The 15,399-nt window shown below is 58.5% G+C and carries 13 protein-coding genes and 1 riboswitch; of the genes, 5 read left to right on the plus strand and 8 right to left on the minus strand.

All coding sequences use genetic code 11. The features are described from left to right. Positions 1-171 precede the first annotated feature (171 nt). Positions 172-1,806, plus strand: coding sequence for a glucose-6-phosphate isomerase (gene pgi, locus Enr8_RS13730; protein WP_146432415.1), 1,635 nt, complete (start codon positions 172-174; stop codon positions 1,804-1,806). A 205-nt stretch (positions 1,807-2,011) separates the two neighbouring features. Here the strand turns inward: pgi and Enr8_RS13735 are convergent, their stop codons facing one another. From Enr8_RS13735 to Enr8_RS13755, 5 genes are all read right to left on the minus strand, one after another. After that, complete coding sequence (locus tag Enr8_RS13735) at positions 2,012-2,521, minus strand: hypothetical protein (RefSeq protein ID WP_146432417.1); 510 nt, start codon at positions 2,519-2,521, stop codon at positions 2,012-2,014. Positions 2,522-2,814: 293 nt separating this feature from the next. After that, positions 2,815-3,393, minus strand: coding sequence for a hypothetical protein (locus Enr8_RS13740; RefSeq protein WP_146432419.1), 579 nt, complete (start codon positions 3,391-3,393; stop codon positions 2,815-2,817). 301 nt (positions 3,394-3,694) lie between these two features. Continuing rightward, positions 3,695-3,892, minus strand: coding sequence for a CPXCG motif-containing cysteine-rich protein (locus Enr8_RS13745; protein ID WP_146432421.1), 198 nt, complete (start codon positions 3,890-3,892; stop codon positions 3,695-3,697). 180 nt (positions 3,893-4,072) lie between these two features. After that, positions 4,073-4,393 (minus strand): DMT family transporter, encoded by a 321-nt coding sequence (locus Enr8_RS13750; protein WP_146432423.1) that lies wholly within the window; start codon positions 4,391-4,393, stop codon positions 4,073-4,075. Positions 4,394-4,411: 18 nt separating this feature from the next. Further along, positions 4,412-4,471, minus strand: a riboswitch (guanidine-III (ykkC-III) riboswitch). Positions 4,472-4,537: 66 nt separating this feature from the next. Next, entirely contained in the window at positions 4,538-5,389 is an 852-nt protein-coding gene (locus Enr8_RS13755; protein WP_146432425.1) for a uracil-DNA glycosylase, read from the minus strand. Positions 5,390-5,586: 197 nt separating this feature from the next. Here Enr8_RS13755 and Enr8_RS13760 point away from each other — a divergent pair, with 197 nt between their 5' ends. Next, positions 5,587-6,903 (plus strand): polysaccharide pyruvyl transferase family protein, encoded by a 1,317-nt coding sequence (locus tag Enr8_RS13760; protein ID WP_146432428.1) that lies wholly within the window; start codon positions 5,587-5,589, stop codon positions 6,901-6,903. 183 nt (positions 6,904-7,086) lie between these two features. Here Enr8_RS13760 and Enr8_RS13765 read toward each other — a convergent pair whose 3' ends face one another. From Enr8_RS13765 to ccsA, 3 genes are all read right to left on the minus strand, one after another. Continuing rightward, positions 7,087-8,160, minus strand: a complete 1,074-nt coding sequence (locus Enr8_RS13765; protein WP_186767649.1) for a PP2C family protein-serine/threonine phosphatase — start codon at positions 8,158-8,160, stop codon at positions 7,087-7,089. Positions 8,161-8,291: 131 nt separating this feature from the next. Next, complete coding sequence (gene hemA / locus Enr8_RS13770) at positions 8,292-9,569, minus strand: glutamyl-tRNA reductase (RefSeq protein ID WP_315851760.1); 1,278 nt, start codon at positions 9,567-9,569, stop codon at positions 8,292-8,294. Next, positions 9,566-10,468, minus strand: coding sequence for a cytochrome c biogenesis protein CcsA (gene ccsA, locus Enr8_RS13775; protein ID WP_146432432.1), 903 nt, complete (start codon positions 10,466-10,468; stop codon positions 9,566-9,568). Before ccsA ends, hemA begins: the two co-directional genes overlap by 4 nt. A 183-nt stretch (positions 10,469-10,651) precedes the next feature. Between ccsA and Enr8_RS13780 the strand changes: the two genes are divergently transcribed. The 3 genes from Enr8_RS13780 (at position 10,652) to Enr8_RS13790 (ending at position 15,397) form a co-directional block, all read left to right on the plus strand. Then, entirely contained in the window at positions 10,652-11,068 is a 417-nt protein-coding gene (locus tag Enr8_RS13780; RefSeq protein WP_222434870.1) for a VOC family protein, read from the plus strand. Positions 11,069-11,176: 108 nt separating this feature from the next. Next, positions 11,177-11,470: a hypothetical protein gene (locus Enr8_RS13785; protein WP_146432436.1), complete on the plus strand. Its 294-nt coding sequence runs from the start codon at positions 11,177-11,179 to the stop codon at positions 11,468-11,470. Between the two features lie 837 nt (positions 11,471-12,307). Continuing rightward, positions 12,308-15,397 (plus strand): tetratricopeptide repeat protein, encoded by a 3,090-nt coding sequence (locus Enr8_RS13790; protein WP_186767650.1) that lies wholly within the window; start codon positions 12,308-12,310, stop codon positions 15,395-15,397. The last annotated feature ends 2 nt before the right edge of the window (positions 15,398-15,399 follow it).

Genomic DNA, 15,399 nt, shown 5'->3' on the forward strand with positions numbered 1-15,399 from the left:
GGGCTAGGTATCGCAGTGTTTCCCCGGCTGAGGGCATTTTTCTACTAGCCCGCTTCGACCGCCGCGGCCAGAGCGTTAAACTGAAGGCCAGACGGCGCTGTCCCGGCCCGGGACGGTTCCGCCTTCTCGCAATACCCAAGAGTTCGCACGCATTACCTGGAGATACGTACCATGACGGCCGAACCTTCGCTGACCCAAACCGCCGCTTGGAAGGCTCTCCAGTCGCATTACGACAAGATCGCCGATGTCCATCTCCGCGAGCTATTCGCCACCGAGGCGGATCGGGGGACGAAGTTGTCGCTCGACGTCGTGGGGCTCTATCTCGACTACTCGAAGAATCGCCTGACCGCCGAGACCATCTCGCTGCTGGTCGAGCTGGCCGAGGCGTCGGGGCTGCGAGAGCGGATCGGGGCGATGTTCAGCGGCGAGAAGATCAACGTCACCGAAGATCGCGCCGTCTTGCACACGGCGCTGCGGGCGCCGGAAGGCTCGGTGATCAACGTCGACGGCGAAAACGTCGTCCCGGCGGTCCACGCGGTGCTCGACAAGATGTCGGCCTTTGCCGCCAAGATCCGCGGCGGCGATTGGTTGGGCTACACCGGCAAGCCGATCAAGAACGTCGTCAACGTCGGGATCGGCGGTTCGGATCTCGGTCCGGCGATGGCGTACGACGCGCTGAAGCATTACAGCGATCGGAACCTGCACTTCTCGTTCGTCTCGAACATCGACGGCACCGACATGGCCGAGGCGATCCACGACCTCGACCCCGAAGAAACGCTCTTCATCATCGCGTCGAAAACCTTCACCACGCAAGAGACGCTGACCAACGCCCACACCGCCCGACTCTGGTGCCTAGAGGCGCTGAAGGACGACGCGGCGATCGCCAAGCATTTCGTCGCGCTGTCGACCAATGCCGAGGAAGTCTCGAAGTTTGGCATCGATACCGAGAACATGTTCGAGTTTTGGGATTGGGTCGGCGGGCGGTATTCGTTTGACTCGGCGATTGGTCTGTCGCTGATGATCGCGATCGGCGGCGACAACTTCAAAGAGATGCTGGCTGGTTTCCATGAGATGGATACCCACTTCCGCACCGCGCCATTTGAGCAAAACCTGCCGGTGCTGATGGCCCTGATTAACCTTTGGTACAACAACTTCTTTGGCGCCGAAACCCAGGCCGTTTTGCCGTACGATCATTACCTGGGTAAGTTCAGCATGTACCTGCAGCAGCTCGACATGGAGAGCAACGGCAAGCGGGTGACGCTTGACGGCACGCCGGTCGACTACCAGACCGGGCCGATCGTTTGGGGCACGCCGGGGACCAACGGTCAGCACGCTTACTACCAGCTAATCCACCAGGGAAGGAAGTTGATTCCGTGCGACTTCATCGGCTTCTGCCAATCGCTCAATCCGCTGGGCGATCACCATGACAAGCTGATGGCCAACTTCTTCGCCCAGCCCGAGGCGCTCGCCTTTGGCAAAATGGCCGAAGAGGTGAAAGCGGACGGCGTCGCCGAGTTCCAGATCTCGCACCGCACCTTCCCCGGGAACCGGCCGACCAACACGATTTTGATCGATAAGCTGACGCCGGGGGCGCTTGGCAAGCTGATCGCCCTGTACGAACACAAGGTCTTCACGCTCGGCACGATCTGGCGGATCAACTCGTTTGATCAGTGGGGCGTCGAACTCGGCAAAGTGCTGGCCAAACGGATCGTACCGGAATTGTCCGCCACCAGCGAACCGCTGCTGGAACATGACAGCTCAACCAACGCGTTGATCACGCGGTATCGCCAGCTAAAGCGGAAGTAAGTTCGCAAGTTGGGTGCAGCGGAGCGAAACCCAACAATGCGGTTGCAAGCAGTAGGCGGGTTTGACTAAAGCTGGGAACGAAGACATGCTCTTCTCGCAAAGACGCGAGAAGAGTATGGCGCCAGGCGTCGATGCTTTACGCGGTGGACGCCGCATTCACTGCCACGCAGACGTGGCAACGGCGCCCGCGGGATTAGCGAATCCGCTATTGCCCGCCTTCGGGCGGCGGGGTCGTCCATTTTTCGGACTCGTCCAGTTCGCGCAGCTTCCCTTCCGGCGTGAACAACTCCAGGGCGTCGGCCAGATACGGCGTGCGGCTTTTCATGTTGCCGCGGATCAGATAGTACTGCGGGGCGTCGTGGTATTGGCTGTAGCGGATTGCGAAGATGCGGCCTGTTTCGGTCCGGTCTGACTCGAACGCCATCTTCAGTTTGACGAATTGACCAATCTCGAAGACGGGCTTCGGCGCGTCTTCGCACATCACCGGACGGACGCGGATCTTGCGGGGGCCGTAGGTCAGTTCGTAGTAACCATCTTCCTGCAGTTCGCGACGAAAAATGCGATCGCTGGGGATCATCCCGGCCGCCATCCCACGATCATCGGGATGAATCCAATCATCGCCATCCTGCGGCCAGCGCTGTAGCATCACGTAGTCCGCTTCCGGCTTCAGCGGTAACGACTCAGAGTATTGCGTCTCGCGTTGTGGTTTGGGCATCACTTTGCTTCGAGAAGAGGAGACGAGGCCAGCCAATCCTGCAGGCCGGCGGCTGTAGTAAGCTATTCGTCGGCAGCCGCCATCTATTTTAAATGATAGCGGCCAGCTTGGCGAACGGCGCTGGCGTCTCCAAGGGGGCGCTAGCAGTCCGTTGATTTTCTCGACGGACTGCGTGATCGCACGGATGCGATCCCAAAATTACGACGTAAGTCGTTATTTTGCGAGCCGCGAAGAGCTATGCTCTGAGCCTGGCGAGGTTGGAAAATGCCACGATGGAATTTTTCAACAGGCAGCTAGTTTTGCCAGTCGTGATCGAGGCGATTGCCTGGCCGCAGATCAGCGACCGCAATGCCTTTCTCTTGGCAGACCTTCAGGAAGTGGCTCCCCGCGGTGTGCTGCACCTTGGCGTCGTAATCGAACTTCTTGACGCCGCCATCCTTCAATCGGCAGACGATGTAATCGTCATAGTTGATGCGCCCCCGCCGCCCGCGCGACTCTTCCGTCACCAGGCTGATCGACTCGATGTTGTCGAATTTCACGTCCTCTTTCCAGAGCCCCAGAAATCCAGAGGTCGACTGGTAACCCTCAGCGTTGACCTTGCCGCTTTCAAAAAACGAGGCGGGCGCAAAGTAGAGCGTCCCCATCGCTCCGGCAATGATCATCAGAAAACCAAGTCGCGACGAGAACGACATGCACATCCACCCAAGTCCCGCCAGTCCCAGCCCGCCGAAGAAGAACCCGATCGATTCGAGCGGATTGTTGCAGCAACTGTACGTCTCTCCCTGGTCGTAGACCTGCACGTTGCAGCCCACGCAGGCCGCCACCGCGACCAAGCCCAAGAGCCAGGTGATTTGACGTGAAGAACCAAACATGAACCGACCCCCAAGATTCCGAAGAGAGGTAGAAAAAACAACGCGCCGGTGAGGAAAACAGCACGAGCGCATCCGCCTGAGCGGTCGATTTTATCTACCTCTGGAGGGGTGTCCAGCGAATTCTTGGTGAGGACGGCGATTCTTCACACTAGCAGTCCGTTGATTTTCTCGACGGACTGCGTGATCGCAGGAATGCGATCCCAAAATAGCGACGTACGTCGTTATTTTGCGAGCCGCGAAGAGCTACGCTCTGAGCCTGGCGAGGTTGGAAAATGCCACAATGGCATTTTTCAACAGGCAGCTAGTCGTGATAATCCTGTTCCGGTTCGGCCCACGATTCGACGTTTCCATCTTCATCCACCTCGACATGAATCACGCTGGGACGACAACAGACCGGGCAGTCTTCGACATAGGATTGGCTATGTCCTTGCGTCAGGTCGATTGGGATCACGATTTCTTCGCCGCACGCGTCGCAGACGTAGGTCGCTTCTTCTTGCATGGCAGGGGCTCCGCCGAACGAGGAGGGTTAACAGTCCGTTGATTTTCTCGACGGACTGCGTGATCGCACGGATGCGATCCCAAAATAGCGACGTAAGTCGTTATTTTGCGAGCCGCGAAGAGCTACGCTCTGAGCCTGGCGAGGTTGAAAAATGCCACGATGGCATTTTTCAACAGGCAGTTAATGACCAGAGGTCAATTTTAACCCAATGATCGATCCGACTAATAGCAGCAAAAAGAAACCGCGCGCCGGCGACAGGTTTTCGCCCAACAGGAAGACTCCTAGAATCGCCGCGCCACAGGCGCCGATCCCCACCCACACGATGTAGGCTGAGCCGATCGGAATCGTCCGGGCCGCCACCGACAACAGATAGATGCTGACCAGAATCGCCGCGCCGGTCAGCAAGCTGGGCAGCGGACGCGTAAAGCCCTCGGTATAGCGAAGCCCGATCGCCCAACCAGTTTCTAGTAGCCCCGCCGCAATCAAGATCAACCACGCCACAAGACGCTCCTTTGGGTAAAGGCGTCGTCTTAGCGTGACCGGGTACGGCGCGTCTCGTCCGGGGCGAAATGCCAGGGCAAATTGTTAGCAGAACGGACAATCGTAGTCCGTTTCGCATCCAGGGCAAGTGGTGTTTGCCGCAGCTTACCGCTTGTCGCCAGGGATCGGAATCCCCATGTCCCGCAGCATCATCTTCATGTCTTCCCAGACGTCCCGTTTGGCCGCCGGATTCCGCAGCAGATAGGCGGGGTGATAGGTCGCGATCACCTTGGCGCCGTTGTACTCGTGGAACTGCCCGCGCAGGCGGCCGATCGCCGCTTCAGACTGCAGTAGGTTCTGGGCGGCAAACTTGCCCAGGCAGACGATGTACTCGGGCTGAATGATCTCCAGCTGCCGAACGAAGTAGGGCATGCAGTTGGCGTTCTCTTCCGGCGTCGGGTTGCGATTTCCCGGCGGCCGGCACTTGAGCGTGTTGAGGATATAGACCTCTTCGCGCTTGAACGTGCAGGCCTCGATAATCTGCGTCAGCAGTTGACCGGCGCGACCGACGAACGGTTCTCCTTGCTTGTCTTCGTCGGCGCCGGGCGCTTCGCCAAAGAAGCAGATCCGCGCTGTGGGGCTGCCGACGCCAAACACCGTTTGCGTCCGCGTGCAGGCCAGCTCTTCGCACTTCACGCACTGCGCTACTTCGGCCGCCAGTTGATCGAGTTGCTGTTGAGGATTGCCAGAGGCGACCGGCGTTGGCGGTTCGCTGGGCGAAGGTTCTGGCGATGTCGGCGGGACGGTCGTGTCGTGCTTGGGCGGCTCTACCGGTGGCGGCGGTTCGACAGGCGCCGCAGCGACCGCCGCTTGCGCTGCTGGGACTTCCGCGCTCAGTAATTCCTCCGACACTTCCAGTACACGCCCGTGCGGCGCGACGTTGACGCCGGCCGATTGCCAGTCGCGCAGCTGCTGTAGCATCGCGCGGCGGAGATGAGCTTGCGGGTCGTCTGACATATCGGAAAATTGCGAAAGCGAGGGTGAAAAAGAAATGCGGTAACGTTCGATTATCGGCAATTTAGGGCGTGCGTGAAGGAGTCGCGCCGCAGAAACTGGCGCCCCAGCCCGGCGGCGAATTTACTTTCGCCATTTCAGCAGCCAAAATAAGGGACTTTGCCCACTCTGCATCTCCTTCCAGAAAAGCCCCGCCCCGTATGTTTAGCATCTCTCGTCGCACGTTCGTCGCCCAATTTTCCGCCCTTTCGGCCTTGCCGCTCGTTGCCTCGTCGCTGGCCGCCAAAGAGGTTTCTGACGTACGTTGTACCGTGCTGCTGCGTAGCGGTTGGCAGACGGTTAATATCGGCGACATTGCCCACACGCCAGGCGTGATGCAGCTGTTTCGCGACTACCTGCCCAACGTGGAAGTGATTCTGTGGTCGAACGCGCTCGACCGCGGCGTGCGAGAAATGCTGCTCGCCAATTTTCCGAATTTGAAAATCGTCAGCGGCCACGTCAAAAGCGACGGCACGTTTACTTCCGCAGAGCTGAAGCAAGCGTTCGGCGAAGCCGACTTTTTGCTGCACGGATCAGGGCCCAGCGTGGTGGCCGCTTCGCATGTCGCCGCCTGGCGGAAAGCGACCGGCAAGCCGTACGGTATCCTCGGCGTCACGATCACCGCGACCGGCGAAGCGGCCAGTCGCAAGCTGACGCCGCAACTGAAGGATCTGCTCGACGGGGCCGACTTCGTCTTCACCCGCGAGAAAAACTCGCTGCAAAACGTCAAAGATGCTGGCGTCACGGGGCCAGCGCTCGGCTTCGCCCCGGACGGAACGTTCCATTTGAAGCTCAAAGAAAAGCCGAGCATTGAGCAGTTCATGCTGGCGAACGACCTGGAGCCGCGCAAGTTTATCGTCTGCGTCCCACGGCTGCGTTACACGCCGTATCACAAGATCCGCAAGACCAACCAAAACGAACAAGAGATCGCCCGGCGCGAAGCGGTCAACGAAGCGCACGCCGAAGAAGACCACGCCAAGCTGCGAGCGGCGATCATCGCTTGGGTGCGCAAGACCGGCGGCAAGGCGGTCCTCTGCCCCGAGATGACCTACCAGGTCGACATCATGCGGCCGTTGCTGTTTGATCCGCTGCCGGAAGACGTGAAGCGGAACGTCCTGCTGCACGAGAAGTACTGGATCACCGACGCCGCCGCCACGCTGTATGCCGACGCCGCAGCGGTCATCAGCTGCGAGTGCCACTCGCCCATCATCGCCGCCTCGGTCGGTACGCCCTGCATGTATCTGCACCAGCCGGAAGATGGCATCAAAGGGAACATGTGGCGCGACGTCGGTCTGAGCGACTGGTACTTCCCCATCGAGGAAACGACCGGCGATGATGTCGCCACGGCCGTCACGCAAATCGCGGAGGACTTCCCCGCCGCCAAGAAAAGAATTGACGACGCCGTGGCCGGTATCGAGACGAACTACGCTGAGAATTTCCAGATCATCGCCGCCGCTCTAGAAAAGGCGAAGCAGTAGTCGGCGTAATGCTGGTTGGCCCCGATAACATCGGGGCGGCGCAGCGGTAGGTGGAGAATGCGCGGCAATCTAGGCGAATACGGTGCGCACCGCCGTAGCGCGTCGTGCCGCGGGGCGATGCTTCCAACCGACTTCGTCGGCCCCGATAGCAAGAACTATCGCGGCTAACCTTGCGGCGTCCCGCTACGCTACCTTCACCACAATCGCGGTCACGTCATCTCGCCGAGGCGTATCGGTCGCAAACCCGGAGACCGCGTCGACCATGTCGTCGACGATGCGCTCGGCCGGTTGATTGCGGCGGGTATGAATGACCGCCAGCATGCGGTCGTTCCCCCACTGCTCTCCCTCGGGGTTTTCGGTTTCAGGAATGCCGTCGGTCGCCATCAGCAAGATCTGGCCATGGGCGAGCGCGACTTCGCTGGAGCCGTGAAACGTGAAATCGCCGATCACGCCCAGCGGCGGGCCTTCCCCTTCCAGGTTACGCACGCTGCCGTCGCTGTTGATCAGCCAGGCGTTGTGCCCTGCCCCGGCGAACTTCAGCGTGTGCCGCTCGGGATGAATTACCGCGACCCAGGCGGTGATAAAGTCGCCAAACTTGATCTCGCTCGAGATGATCTGGTTCCACCGCGTGAGGATCTCGCCTGGCTCGTCGTAATGCTGGACGATCTCTCGAAAATAAGAGCGCGCCGACGACATCATCAGCGCCGGGCCGACTCCATGACCAGCGACGTCGGCGATTACCGCGATCAACCGTCCATCTTCGGCCTGGTGAAAGTCGTAGTAGTCGCCGCTGGTCCACTCGGCCGGCAGGCTGATCGCCGCCAGATCGTAACCCTCCGCTTCAGGCGGACTCTGCGGCAGAAAGTTTTGCTGTATCTGCTTGGCGATCATCATCTCTTCCATCGTATGCTGAACCGCCGCGTTCAAACGCTGGTTCTCATGCTCGGCCGATCGCCGCGCCGCTTCGTTTTCTTTGAAGATTGGCTCGATTGTCGCAATGCCGGCGAAGAAGAGAATCGCCATCATCAGCGTCGCCAAAGACTCGGCCCAGAGCGCTGGAGAATGCTCGAGATCGGTAGCTGCGTCCCAGATCCGCCACATCGACGCCAACATTCCTACCGCCATCAAGACTGCCGCGCCGCTGATAAACAGCCAGGCAAATCGCCGTCGATAAATCGCATTGAGCCGCAAGGCCAATAAGACCGAAACGATTTGAAACGCCGCCGCCAATCCTAATACGATCTTGAACGCCGTCATGTTTGCCGTCGTCAACAGGGAAGAGTTACAGCAGAATTGTCTCGTAATCGCCGTACGCATTCAATCGGCGGCAGCGCGTCACGCGGCGAAAAAGTGCGAACAAGTAGATTGGGTGAAGAAACGGACGGCTGCTAATCGTACAGCCGGAACAGCCTTTTCAGGGCGTCCAGCAGCCCGTCGCTCGAGCCGCTGCCTGCCTCGTCGCGCAGCGATTCGAGCGGCGGATGCAGCAGCTTGTTGACCAGGCGATCAAACGAACGGGTGATCTCGTCCGCCATTTTCGGGTCAATATCCCCCAGCTTGTTCAGCAGCCGCTTCAGCTCCTCTTCCTTCAACTCGTCCGAACGCTGCTTCAAACGGCGAATCGTCGGAGCGGTGGCGCGATGGTTGAGGTCGGCCATAAACTTGGCGGTCTCATCCTCGATGATCCGCTCCGCCTTGGGCCATTCGCGCTCGCGAGCCGCCCGGTTCTTGTCGCAGGTATGCCGCAGGTCGTCGATCGAAAAGAGATAGACGCCGACTCGTTCGGAAATTCGCGGATCAAAGTCGCGGGGGATCGCCAGGTCCAGGACGAACAGCGTCCGCTGGAACCGCGCCGCTTCCAGCTGTTTGTATTCTTCCAACCGCACGATCGGCTCGGTGGCGCCGGTGGTCGAGACGATCAGGTCAGCGTTAACGATCGCCTTGTTCAATTGATCCCACGGCAGCGCTCGCCCATTAAAGCTGGCCGCCAGCCGCGCCCCGCGGTCGAGACTACGATTGACGACCGTAAACGACTTCGCGCCGACGTCGACCAGGTATCGCGCCGTCTCCTCCGCCATTTCGCCGGCGCCGATGATCAGCACCTGTTTGTCGTCAAACCGGTCAAACACGTTTCTGGCGAAATCGCTGACCGCAACGCTGGGAATGCTGACCCGCTTCTTGTGGATCGTCGTTTCGTTGCTGACGCGCTTGGCGACGCGGATCGCCGCTTGAAAGCAACTGTGCGTCAGCGTGCCGGCGCTGTCGGTTTGCGTCGACAGATCGTACGCCTGTTTCACTTGCGACAAGATCTGCGCTTCGCCGACGACCATGCTGTCGAGACTGGCCGCCACCGTAAACAGATGCCGTACGACATCTTCGCCGGTCCGCTCCAGCACATTGTCGAACACGTCCTGCGGTTCGACATGATGAAAGTCGGCCCAAAACTGCACCATGTCGTGATGCGTCGGGCAGACGTTGCCGTCGATCGCCGCCGTGTAGATCTCGGTCCGATTGCAGGTCGACAGCAGCACTGTCTCGATATCGGGATAGCGATCGCGGAAGGTTTGCAGCGCCGCTTGTGCCTGATCGGGGCTAAACGCCAACCGCTCGCGCACTTCGACCGACGCATTGTGATGGCTCAGACCGATCATCTGCAGCTTCATCATGCTGGCGCCTCCTCGGTCGGAGGAGCGACCGGCGCTGGCTGCTCGATCGGTTGCTTGGTCGCCTGACCATTGGCGGCGCGGGCATGCTGCGTCGGGCCGAACAAGATCAGCCCCAGCACCAGTCCCAAGAACAAAAAGTTCGCCAGCGTCAGGTAGGCGATCTTTTGCCCCTGCCGCGCCGGCTTGTAGATCAGTTCAAATGTCGTCGCCGCGACCAACCACAAGAACAACAGTCCGCTGCTCCAGACGACCGGATCGCTCCAAGGGAAGCTGCTCGTTTCGCGATCGATCTTCAACAATACGCCCGCCAGCAGACCGCCGGCGAGCAAGCAGGTCGAAACGATCATCGTGCGGCGATTGAAATTCTGCAGCCATTCCAGACTTGGCAGCTTAAAGCCTTCCCGCTGCAGCATCTTATGCTTTAGTCGGTACGACTGGATCAAATACATGATGCCGGTCGCAAACCCCAAGAAGACTGTCGCCGTGCCCGCCAGCAGCAGCACCCCATGGATGATCTGCAGTGGGCGAACGCGGTTCTGCGGATCGAACGGCGCCACCTGGTCCATCCAGTACGCCATCCCCAGCAGCAGCAAAATCGGCGGGATCATAAATAGCCCCAGCGCCGTTTGCGGATTGGTCAGCGACATCGCCAGATAGGTCGCCGCCAGCACCCAGGCCACAATCAGGCACCAGTGATGCCACGACGAAATTGGCCCCGCCTCGACCAAGCCGTTTTGCTCGCCGACCAGGTAAATGGTGTGGGCGATCAGGCCGGCCGCCATAAAGCCGACCGACAGAATTGCCCGCATTTGCGCACGGAAGAAGAGCCGCACGATTTCGAGCAGGAGGGCGACCCCATAACTGGCCGCAAAGCAAAAGATCGTAATGCCGGAGAGCATGGGGGGGTAAGGTGTCTCGCGATTCGGTCGCCTTCATCATTCGCCGCAAGGGCTTCATCGGCAACCCAGCAGGGGAGTCTGGCGTGAGCGTATGATTCTAAGGATAATCCGGGCCACGGCTTACGTCAGGCGGCCTCGGCCGCAAAATCCAGCGAACCCCAGGAGTTTTTGATGGAATCCCGCATGAGCATCGTTTGTCTGGGTGTTCGCGACTTCGCCCGATCGTACCAGTTTTATAGTGACCTCGGCTTTAAAACGACGGCCAAACCAACCGATCCGATCGCATTTTTCTCGGCCGGGGGCGTGGTCCTTTCGATTTTTCCGCTCGAGCAGCTCGCCGCCGATATCGGCCCCAATGTCCCCGTGCCGCAGCCCGGCTTCGGCGGCATCACCCTGGCCCACAATACCCGCACCAAAGAAGAAGTCGACCAGGTCATGGCCCAAGCCCAGCAGCTAGGCGCCAAAATCGTCAAACCCCCGCACGAAACCAACTGGGGCGGCTACAGCGGCTATTTCACGGACCCCGATGGTTATCACTGGGAAGTGGCGCATGGGGCGATGTGGAAGTTTGATGAACGGGGGTGTTTGATTCTGGAGTAGGCGTGGGCGCGAACTTGGCGGCTTGATTGGGATCTAGCAAGCAGGCAGCAGTGCGAAAGAAAAATGCCTGTGGAAATCTAGATTCGTCGTCCAACCCAATCGTCGGCAGTGAGTTCAGACAAGGCACAAATCTTGGAACGTCGCCGCGTCGAACTGATCCATGCGGTCAGCAGCGACGCCAGCGACGCAGCGCTGGAAAAGCGGGTAGCCGCCCTGAAGAGCGCCATCTACGGATTTCTCAAGAAACGCTACGTCTTTTTGCACCCGTTTCAAAACGAGGCGAAAGCCCCACAGCAACAAGCCCTAAAATCCCGGTGGGAGAGCATCTCCACGGAGGAAGTGATCGCCCTTGTCGCTACCTGGCCAAAAAACCCGACTCACAAGCAGTTGCAATTGCCGTGATGTGGCGAGCATTCGCGATTGAACTTTTCGTTCTCTTAGTCAGGCAGAGCCGTCGTCGCTGACGAGCTGCCTGTTGAAAAATGCCATCGTGGCATTTTCCAACCTCGCCAGGCTCAGAGCATAGCTCTTCGCGGCTCGCAAAATAACGACTTACGTCGCTATTTTGGGATCGCATCCCTGCGACCACGCAGTCCATCGAGAAAATCTACGGACTGGTAGCAAGCAGTGCACTGAATAGTCTTCCTGCCATCGCATCCGAAATTACGCATTCTGCAAAATAGGCATCAACCACTGCTAGCTTTCGCGACTACGCCAGTTTCGCCGCTTTTCAGTGAATCGAATGATGCCGATAGTCGAAGCATTTGGCAGAGTAAGCAAGCAACGTTGATTTATCAAGCGAGTTGTAGGGGCGTGATGGAGAGGAATCTCAATCCAGAACTAGGCAATCAAAGTCAACTCGACTATGGGGGTTGCTGCTGGCACAGCTCGCTAGCAATCACCGTTTCTCGTTCTGTCGCGATCGTTTATTTGTTGATGTCGGCGTGGATGGTTGAAGCAGCTCCGCCGGCGGAGGTAAGTATGCCGCGAAGACGTCCCTTGCCAACATCGGCGCCGAAAGTAAGCAAGGATACATTGCTGCCGCTCACACCTTCTGGTAATGCGGTAAATGATGAGAGTTTCCTAAAGTCGCAGGCGCCTTCGTCGCCTCCAAGCGAATCCAATTTGCATCTGGGGCCACGCCACACCGCGCCCATTGCTGAGGAGATTTTGCCGAGCAACCCAATTCGGCATTCCCTGGGAACCGATCCGAACATTAGCAATGATCTTCAACACCAAGTGCTGCTCGAAGCTGCTCGCAATGCGGTGGCCCTGGGCGATCTGAATGTCGCGGCTGAGCGTTTCGAGACGCTGCTCAATAGCTATCCCCATGATCTAGAAGGACGTCTGGAATTTGCGGGAATACTTCTCCGCTTGGGTCGCCAACAGGAAGCGATTGCCAATTATCGCCAGGTTCTCAAGTTAGATCCGCGGAACACGCAAGCCTCGCTCACGCTGGCCGACTTGTTGATCGGTCAGCATCAGCTCGAAGAAGCAAACGCACTTCTCGCTAGTCAACTTCAGCTTGATCCGAACAATGTCTCGGTGGCGCTCCGTTTGGCGAGTGTCTTCCTTCAAATGGGGCATCGCGCCGCAGCGATGGAAACGCTCCATCAGTCGGTCTTGAAGAACCAGCTCTCCAATGCTGATCGCATCTTGGCTGCTAAGGTGCTACGCGCCTTGAACGATCCGACCGCGGCGCTGCAGATGCTAGCCCCGTTGATCCAGCATCAAACCCTCGGCCACGATGGACTTAAGCTGGCGCTGAGGTGTCAGGTATCGTTGGGCAACTACGATGCCATGCAGCAACTCGCTGCGCAGTACACTGAGGCCAAGCCGGACAACATCAGCACGCTGCTTGAGCTGAGTTCTGATCTACTGGACGAAGAAGATTCTTTAGCCGCGTTGTTCATCCTGGAAATCATCGCGACGCAGGTTCCTCCCGACAGCGAGGTCCTAACGCTCCTGGCTCGAGCACGCGTTGCTCAATATCAGCTTCCGCTCGCCCAACTGATGATCGAAGAGTTCAAGCATCTGATTCCAGAAAGGGATCGCATCTTACTTTGGGGCGAAATTCTGCAGCGGTCCGGCAACTATCTCGAAGCGATCTCCGACTTCGAACAGATCCTGCTGGAGGAACCGAATAACCGGCGAGCCATTTACGGGAAAGCCCAGTTGCTGCAAGCGTTGGGACAGTATGACGCCGCGGAAGCGACGTTGCGGTGCTACTCTCAGACTTTTCCGCAAGAACTGGGGCCACGTTTCCGCTTGGCTCAATTGTTGATCGACCAGCAGCATCTTGATCAAGCCGAGTTCATCTATCAAGAGATTATCGCCGAAGAGCCGGGCGTCGTATTCGCCTACCGTGGGCTGCTAAGGCTACTGATTCGTCAACAACGCTACGATGAAGCCGCGGCACTGATTCATCAACTGCAGCGAACGCGTCCCTTCGAACCGCTGCTGACGTCAACGCTTCGCATTGAACAAGGGCTTCTATTGGCAAAGCTGGGCCAGGCGATCGAAGCGATTGAACTGCTGAGAAATCATGAGCCTGCCTCACGGACGCAACTGCCAGACGGATTCCTGGTGATGTATCAGGCCGCATGTTTCGTTGGCGAACCGAGCCAAATTGAAGCCGCCAAGGCAAGCTTATTGGGGTGCTGCGGGCAGTCTCTAGAACTCTCGATACGGATGTCGGACGAGGCGCTCGCACAGTGTCTCGACTCACTGGCGGCGTGTATCCTCGAGCAAGCCAGTCAAATAAGTTCGGGTCAGATCTCGATTGCCGTTCGACTTGCTGACGCTTACGCGGCCGGCAGTTGCATGCCGGACTTGTGCCGCGCGGCGGAGATTTATCGGAGCGTCATCACTCTTTCGCCCACCAATGCCCGAGCCCGGATAGGGCTTGCACGAGTTCTCTTGAAGATGGATCAACCGGTCGAATCGGCGGCCATTTATGCTCGGTTGAATCAAGACATGCCGACCTTTGTAACCGCCCGCCGAGAGTATGCTCGGGTGACGTATGCGGTGGATGGCCGCAGGGCCGGTGACGCGGTCTATTCGGCGCTGCTGCGTGATGCTCCGTCGGCTGCTTCGATGTCGGTTCAACCGATACATGTCGGGCCGGCGTTAACGCTTTCTGCTCGACAGCCGAATCCGATGAACGTGACCAGCGCGATCTCTCTGGAACGCCAGGCGAAGTCTTGTAAGGATTGGCGGCCGAGCCAGGCAATCTGTGACTACCAATCGTTGATCGCCGTGGAACCAGCGAATGAAGACGCCTACTTCGATCTGGGACAGCAATACTTGGCAAAGCGGCGCACATGCGCGGCGATGAATACCTACAAGGAACTGCTCTACGTTAACCCTTGCAACCAGCCAGCTGGAATCGCTTTGTCAGGCATCAGCCGCGATGTGCAGCCAAGAGGTACGTTTGACTTCCTCTACTTCGGACAAAGTGGGCGAAACGGCCTGGCCAATATCAATCGCGTCTCTCTGGAATGGGGAGCGGAGATTCCGCTAGGCGATGTCGATCAGTTCCTTCGCTTCGACTACGCTCATCTGATTTACGATCCGAAAACGACCGACACCGTTTTGGGGAATTCCTTCGGAGCCGGCATTCACCAGCGATTCTGGGATGACTTTCGCTACTTCGCCGAGATGGATGTCCAAGTCTTCGATGATGGATTCTCCCCACGACCGGTCTTCAATACCGGCGTGTCGGTAGACACCTGGTGCGATGGCCGGTTTGAGATTGGCGGCTTTCTGGAAAATGTCGCCGAGAATAGCGAGTCGATCGCCCAAGACATCTACATGGGAGGCGGTCGCTTGGCGGGATGCATAATGCCGACCTCGTGGTGGACCGCCCAAAGCCGATATAGATTCAGCGGCTACTCCGATCACAACGTCCGGCACGATCTATTCGTACACAATCGTGTCCAACTGATGAAAGCTCCGCACGAGCTGAACCTGCTGGCGGACTACGACTTCCTATCATTTGACGAAGGTTCGATCTTCGGTCCAGGACCTGGCATCGCAGGGACCGTTCACCCCTACTTTGCTCCCTCCGGTTTCTCGCAAGTCAGCCTCGGGCTCGAGTACAAGCTGCACCTTAGCCGATACGACTTCGAAGGCGCGCCGCAGCGTTGGGTTTCGCTCGAGTATCGTGGGCAATGGGACTCGCAAGGACAATTCTATAACATCGGGCGCGTGCGTGGCTATTGTGACATCTACGGTCGTCTAGCCGCCGGGGTTGAAACGAGCCTTACCCGTTCGGCGGTTTATAATAACGATGTCGCTTATGCCTACTTGATCCTCTGGTTCCCGTAGAA

The organism is Blastopirellula retiformator, assembly GCF_007859755.1.
GTDB lineage: Bacteria > Planctomycetota > Planctomycetia > Pirellulales > Pirellulaceae > Blastopirellula > Blastopirellula retiformator.

Coding starts and splice junctions, on each gene's coding strand:
- Enr8_RS13755 (WP_146432425.1), bottom strand. CDS start 5,389: ATGTCAGACGACCCGCAAGCTCATCTCCGCCGCGCGATGCTACAGCAG.
- Enr8_RS13735 (WP_146432417.1), bottom strand. CDS start 2,521: ATGCCCAAACCACAACGCGAGACGCAATACTCTGAGTCGTTACCGCTG.
- Enr8_RS13740 (WP_146432419.1), bottom strand. CDS start 3,393: ATGTTTGGTTCTTCACGTCAAATCACCTGGCTCTTGGGCTTGGTCGCG.
- hemA (WP_315851760.1), bottom strand. CDS start 9,569: ATGATGAAGCTGCAGATGATCGGTCTGAGCCATCACAATGCGTCGGTC.
- Enr8_RS13745 (WP_146432421.1), bottom strand. CDS start 3,892: ATGCAAGAAGAAGCGACCTACGTCTGCGACGCGTGCGGCGAAGAAATC.
- Enr8_RS13765 (WP_186767649.1), bottom strand. CDS start 8,160: ATGACGGCGTTCAAGATCGTATTAGGATTGGCGGCGGCGTTTCAAATC.
- pgi (WP_146432415.1), top strand. CDS start 172: ATGACGGCCGAACCTTCGCTGACCCAAACCGCCGCTTGGAAGGCTCTC.
- ccsA (WP_146432432.1), bottom strand. CDS start 10,468: ATGCTCTCCGGCATTACGATCTTTTGCTTTGCGGCCAGTTATGGGGTC.
- Enr8_RS13780 (WP_222434870.1), top strand. CDS start 10,652: ATGAGCATCGTTTGTCTGGGTGTTCGCGACTTCGCCCGATCGTACCAG.
- Enr8_RS13760 (WP_146432428.1), top strand. CDS start 5,587: ATGTTTAGCATCTCTCGTCGCACGTTCGTCGCCCAATTTTCCGCCCTT.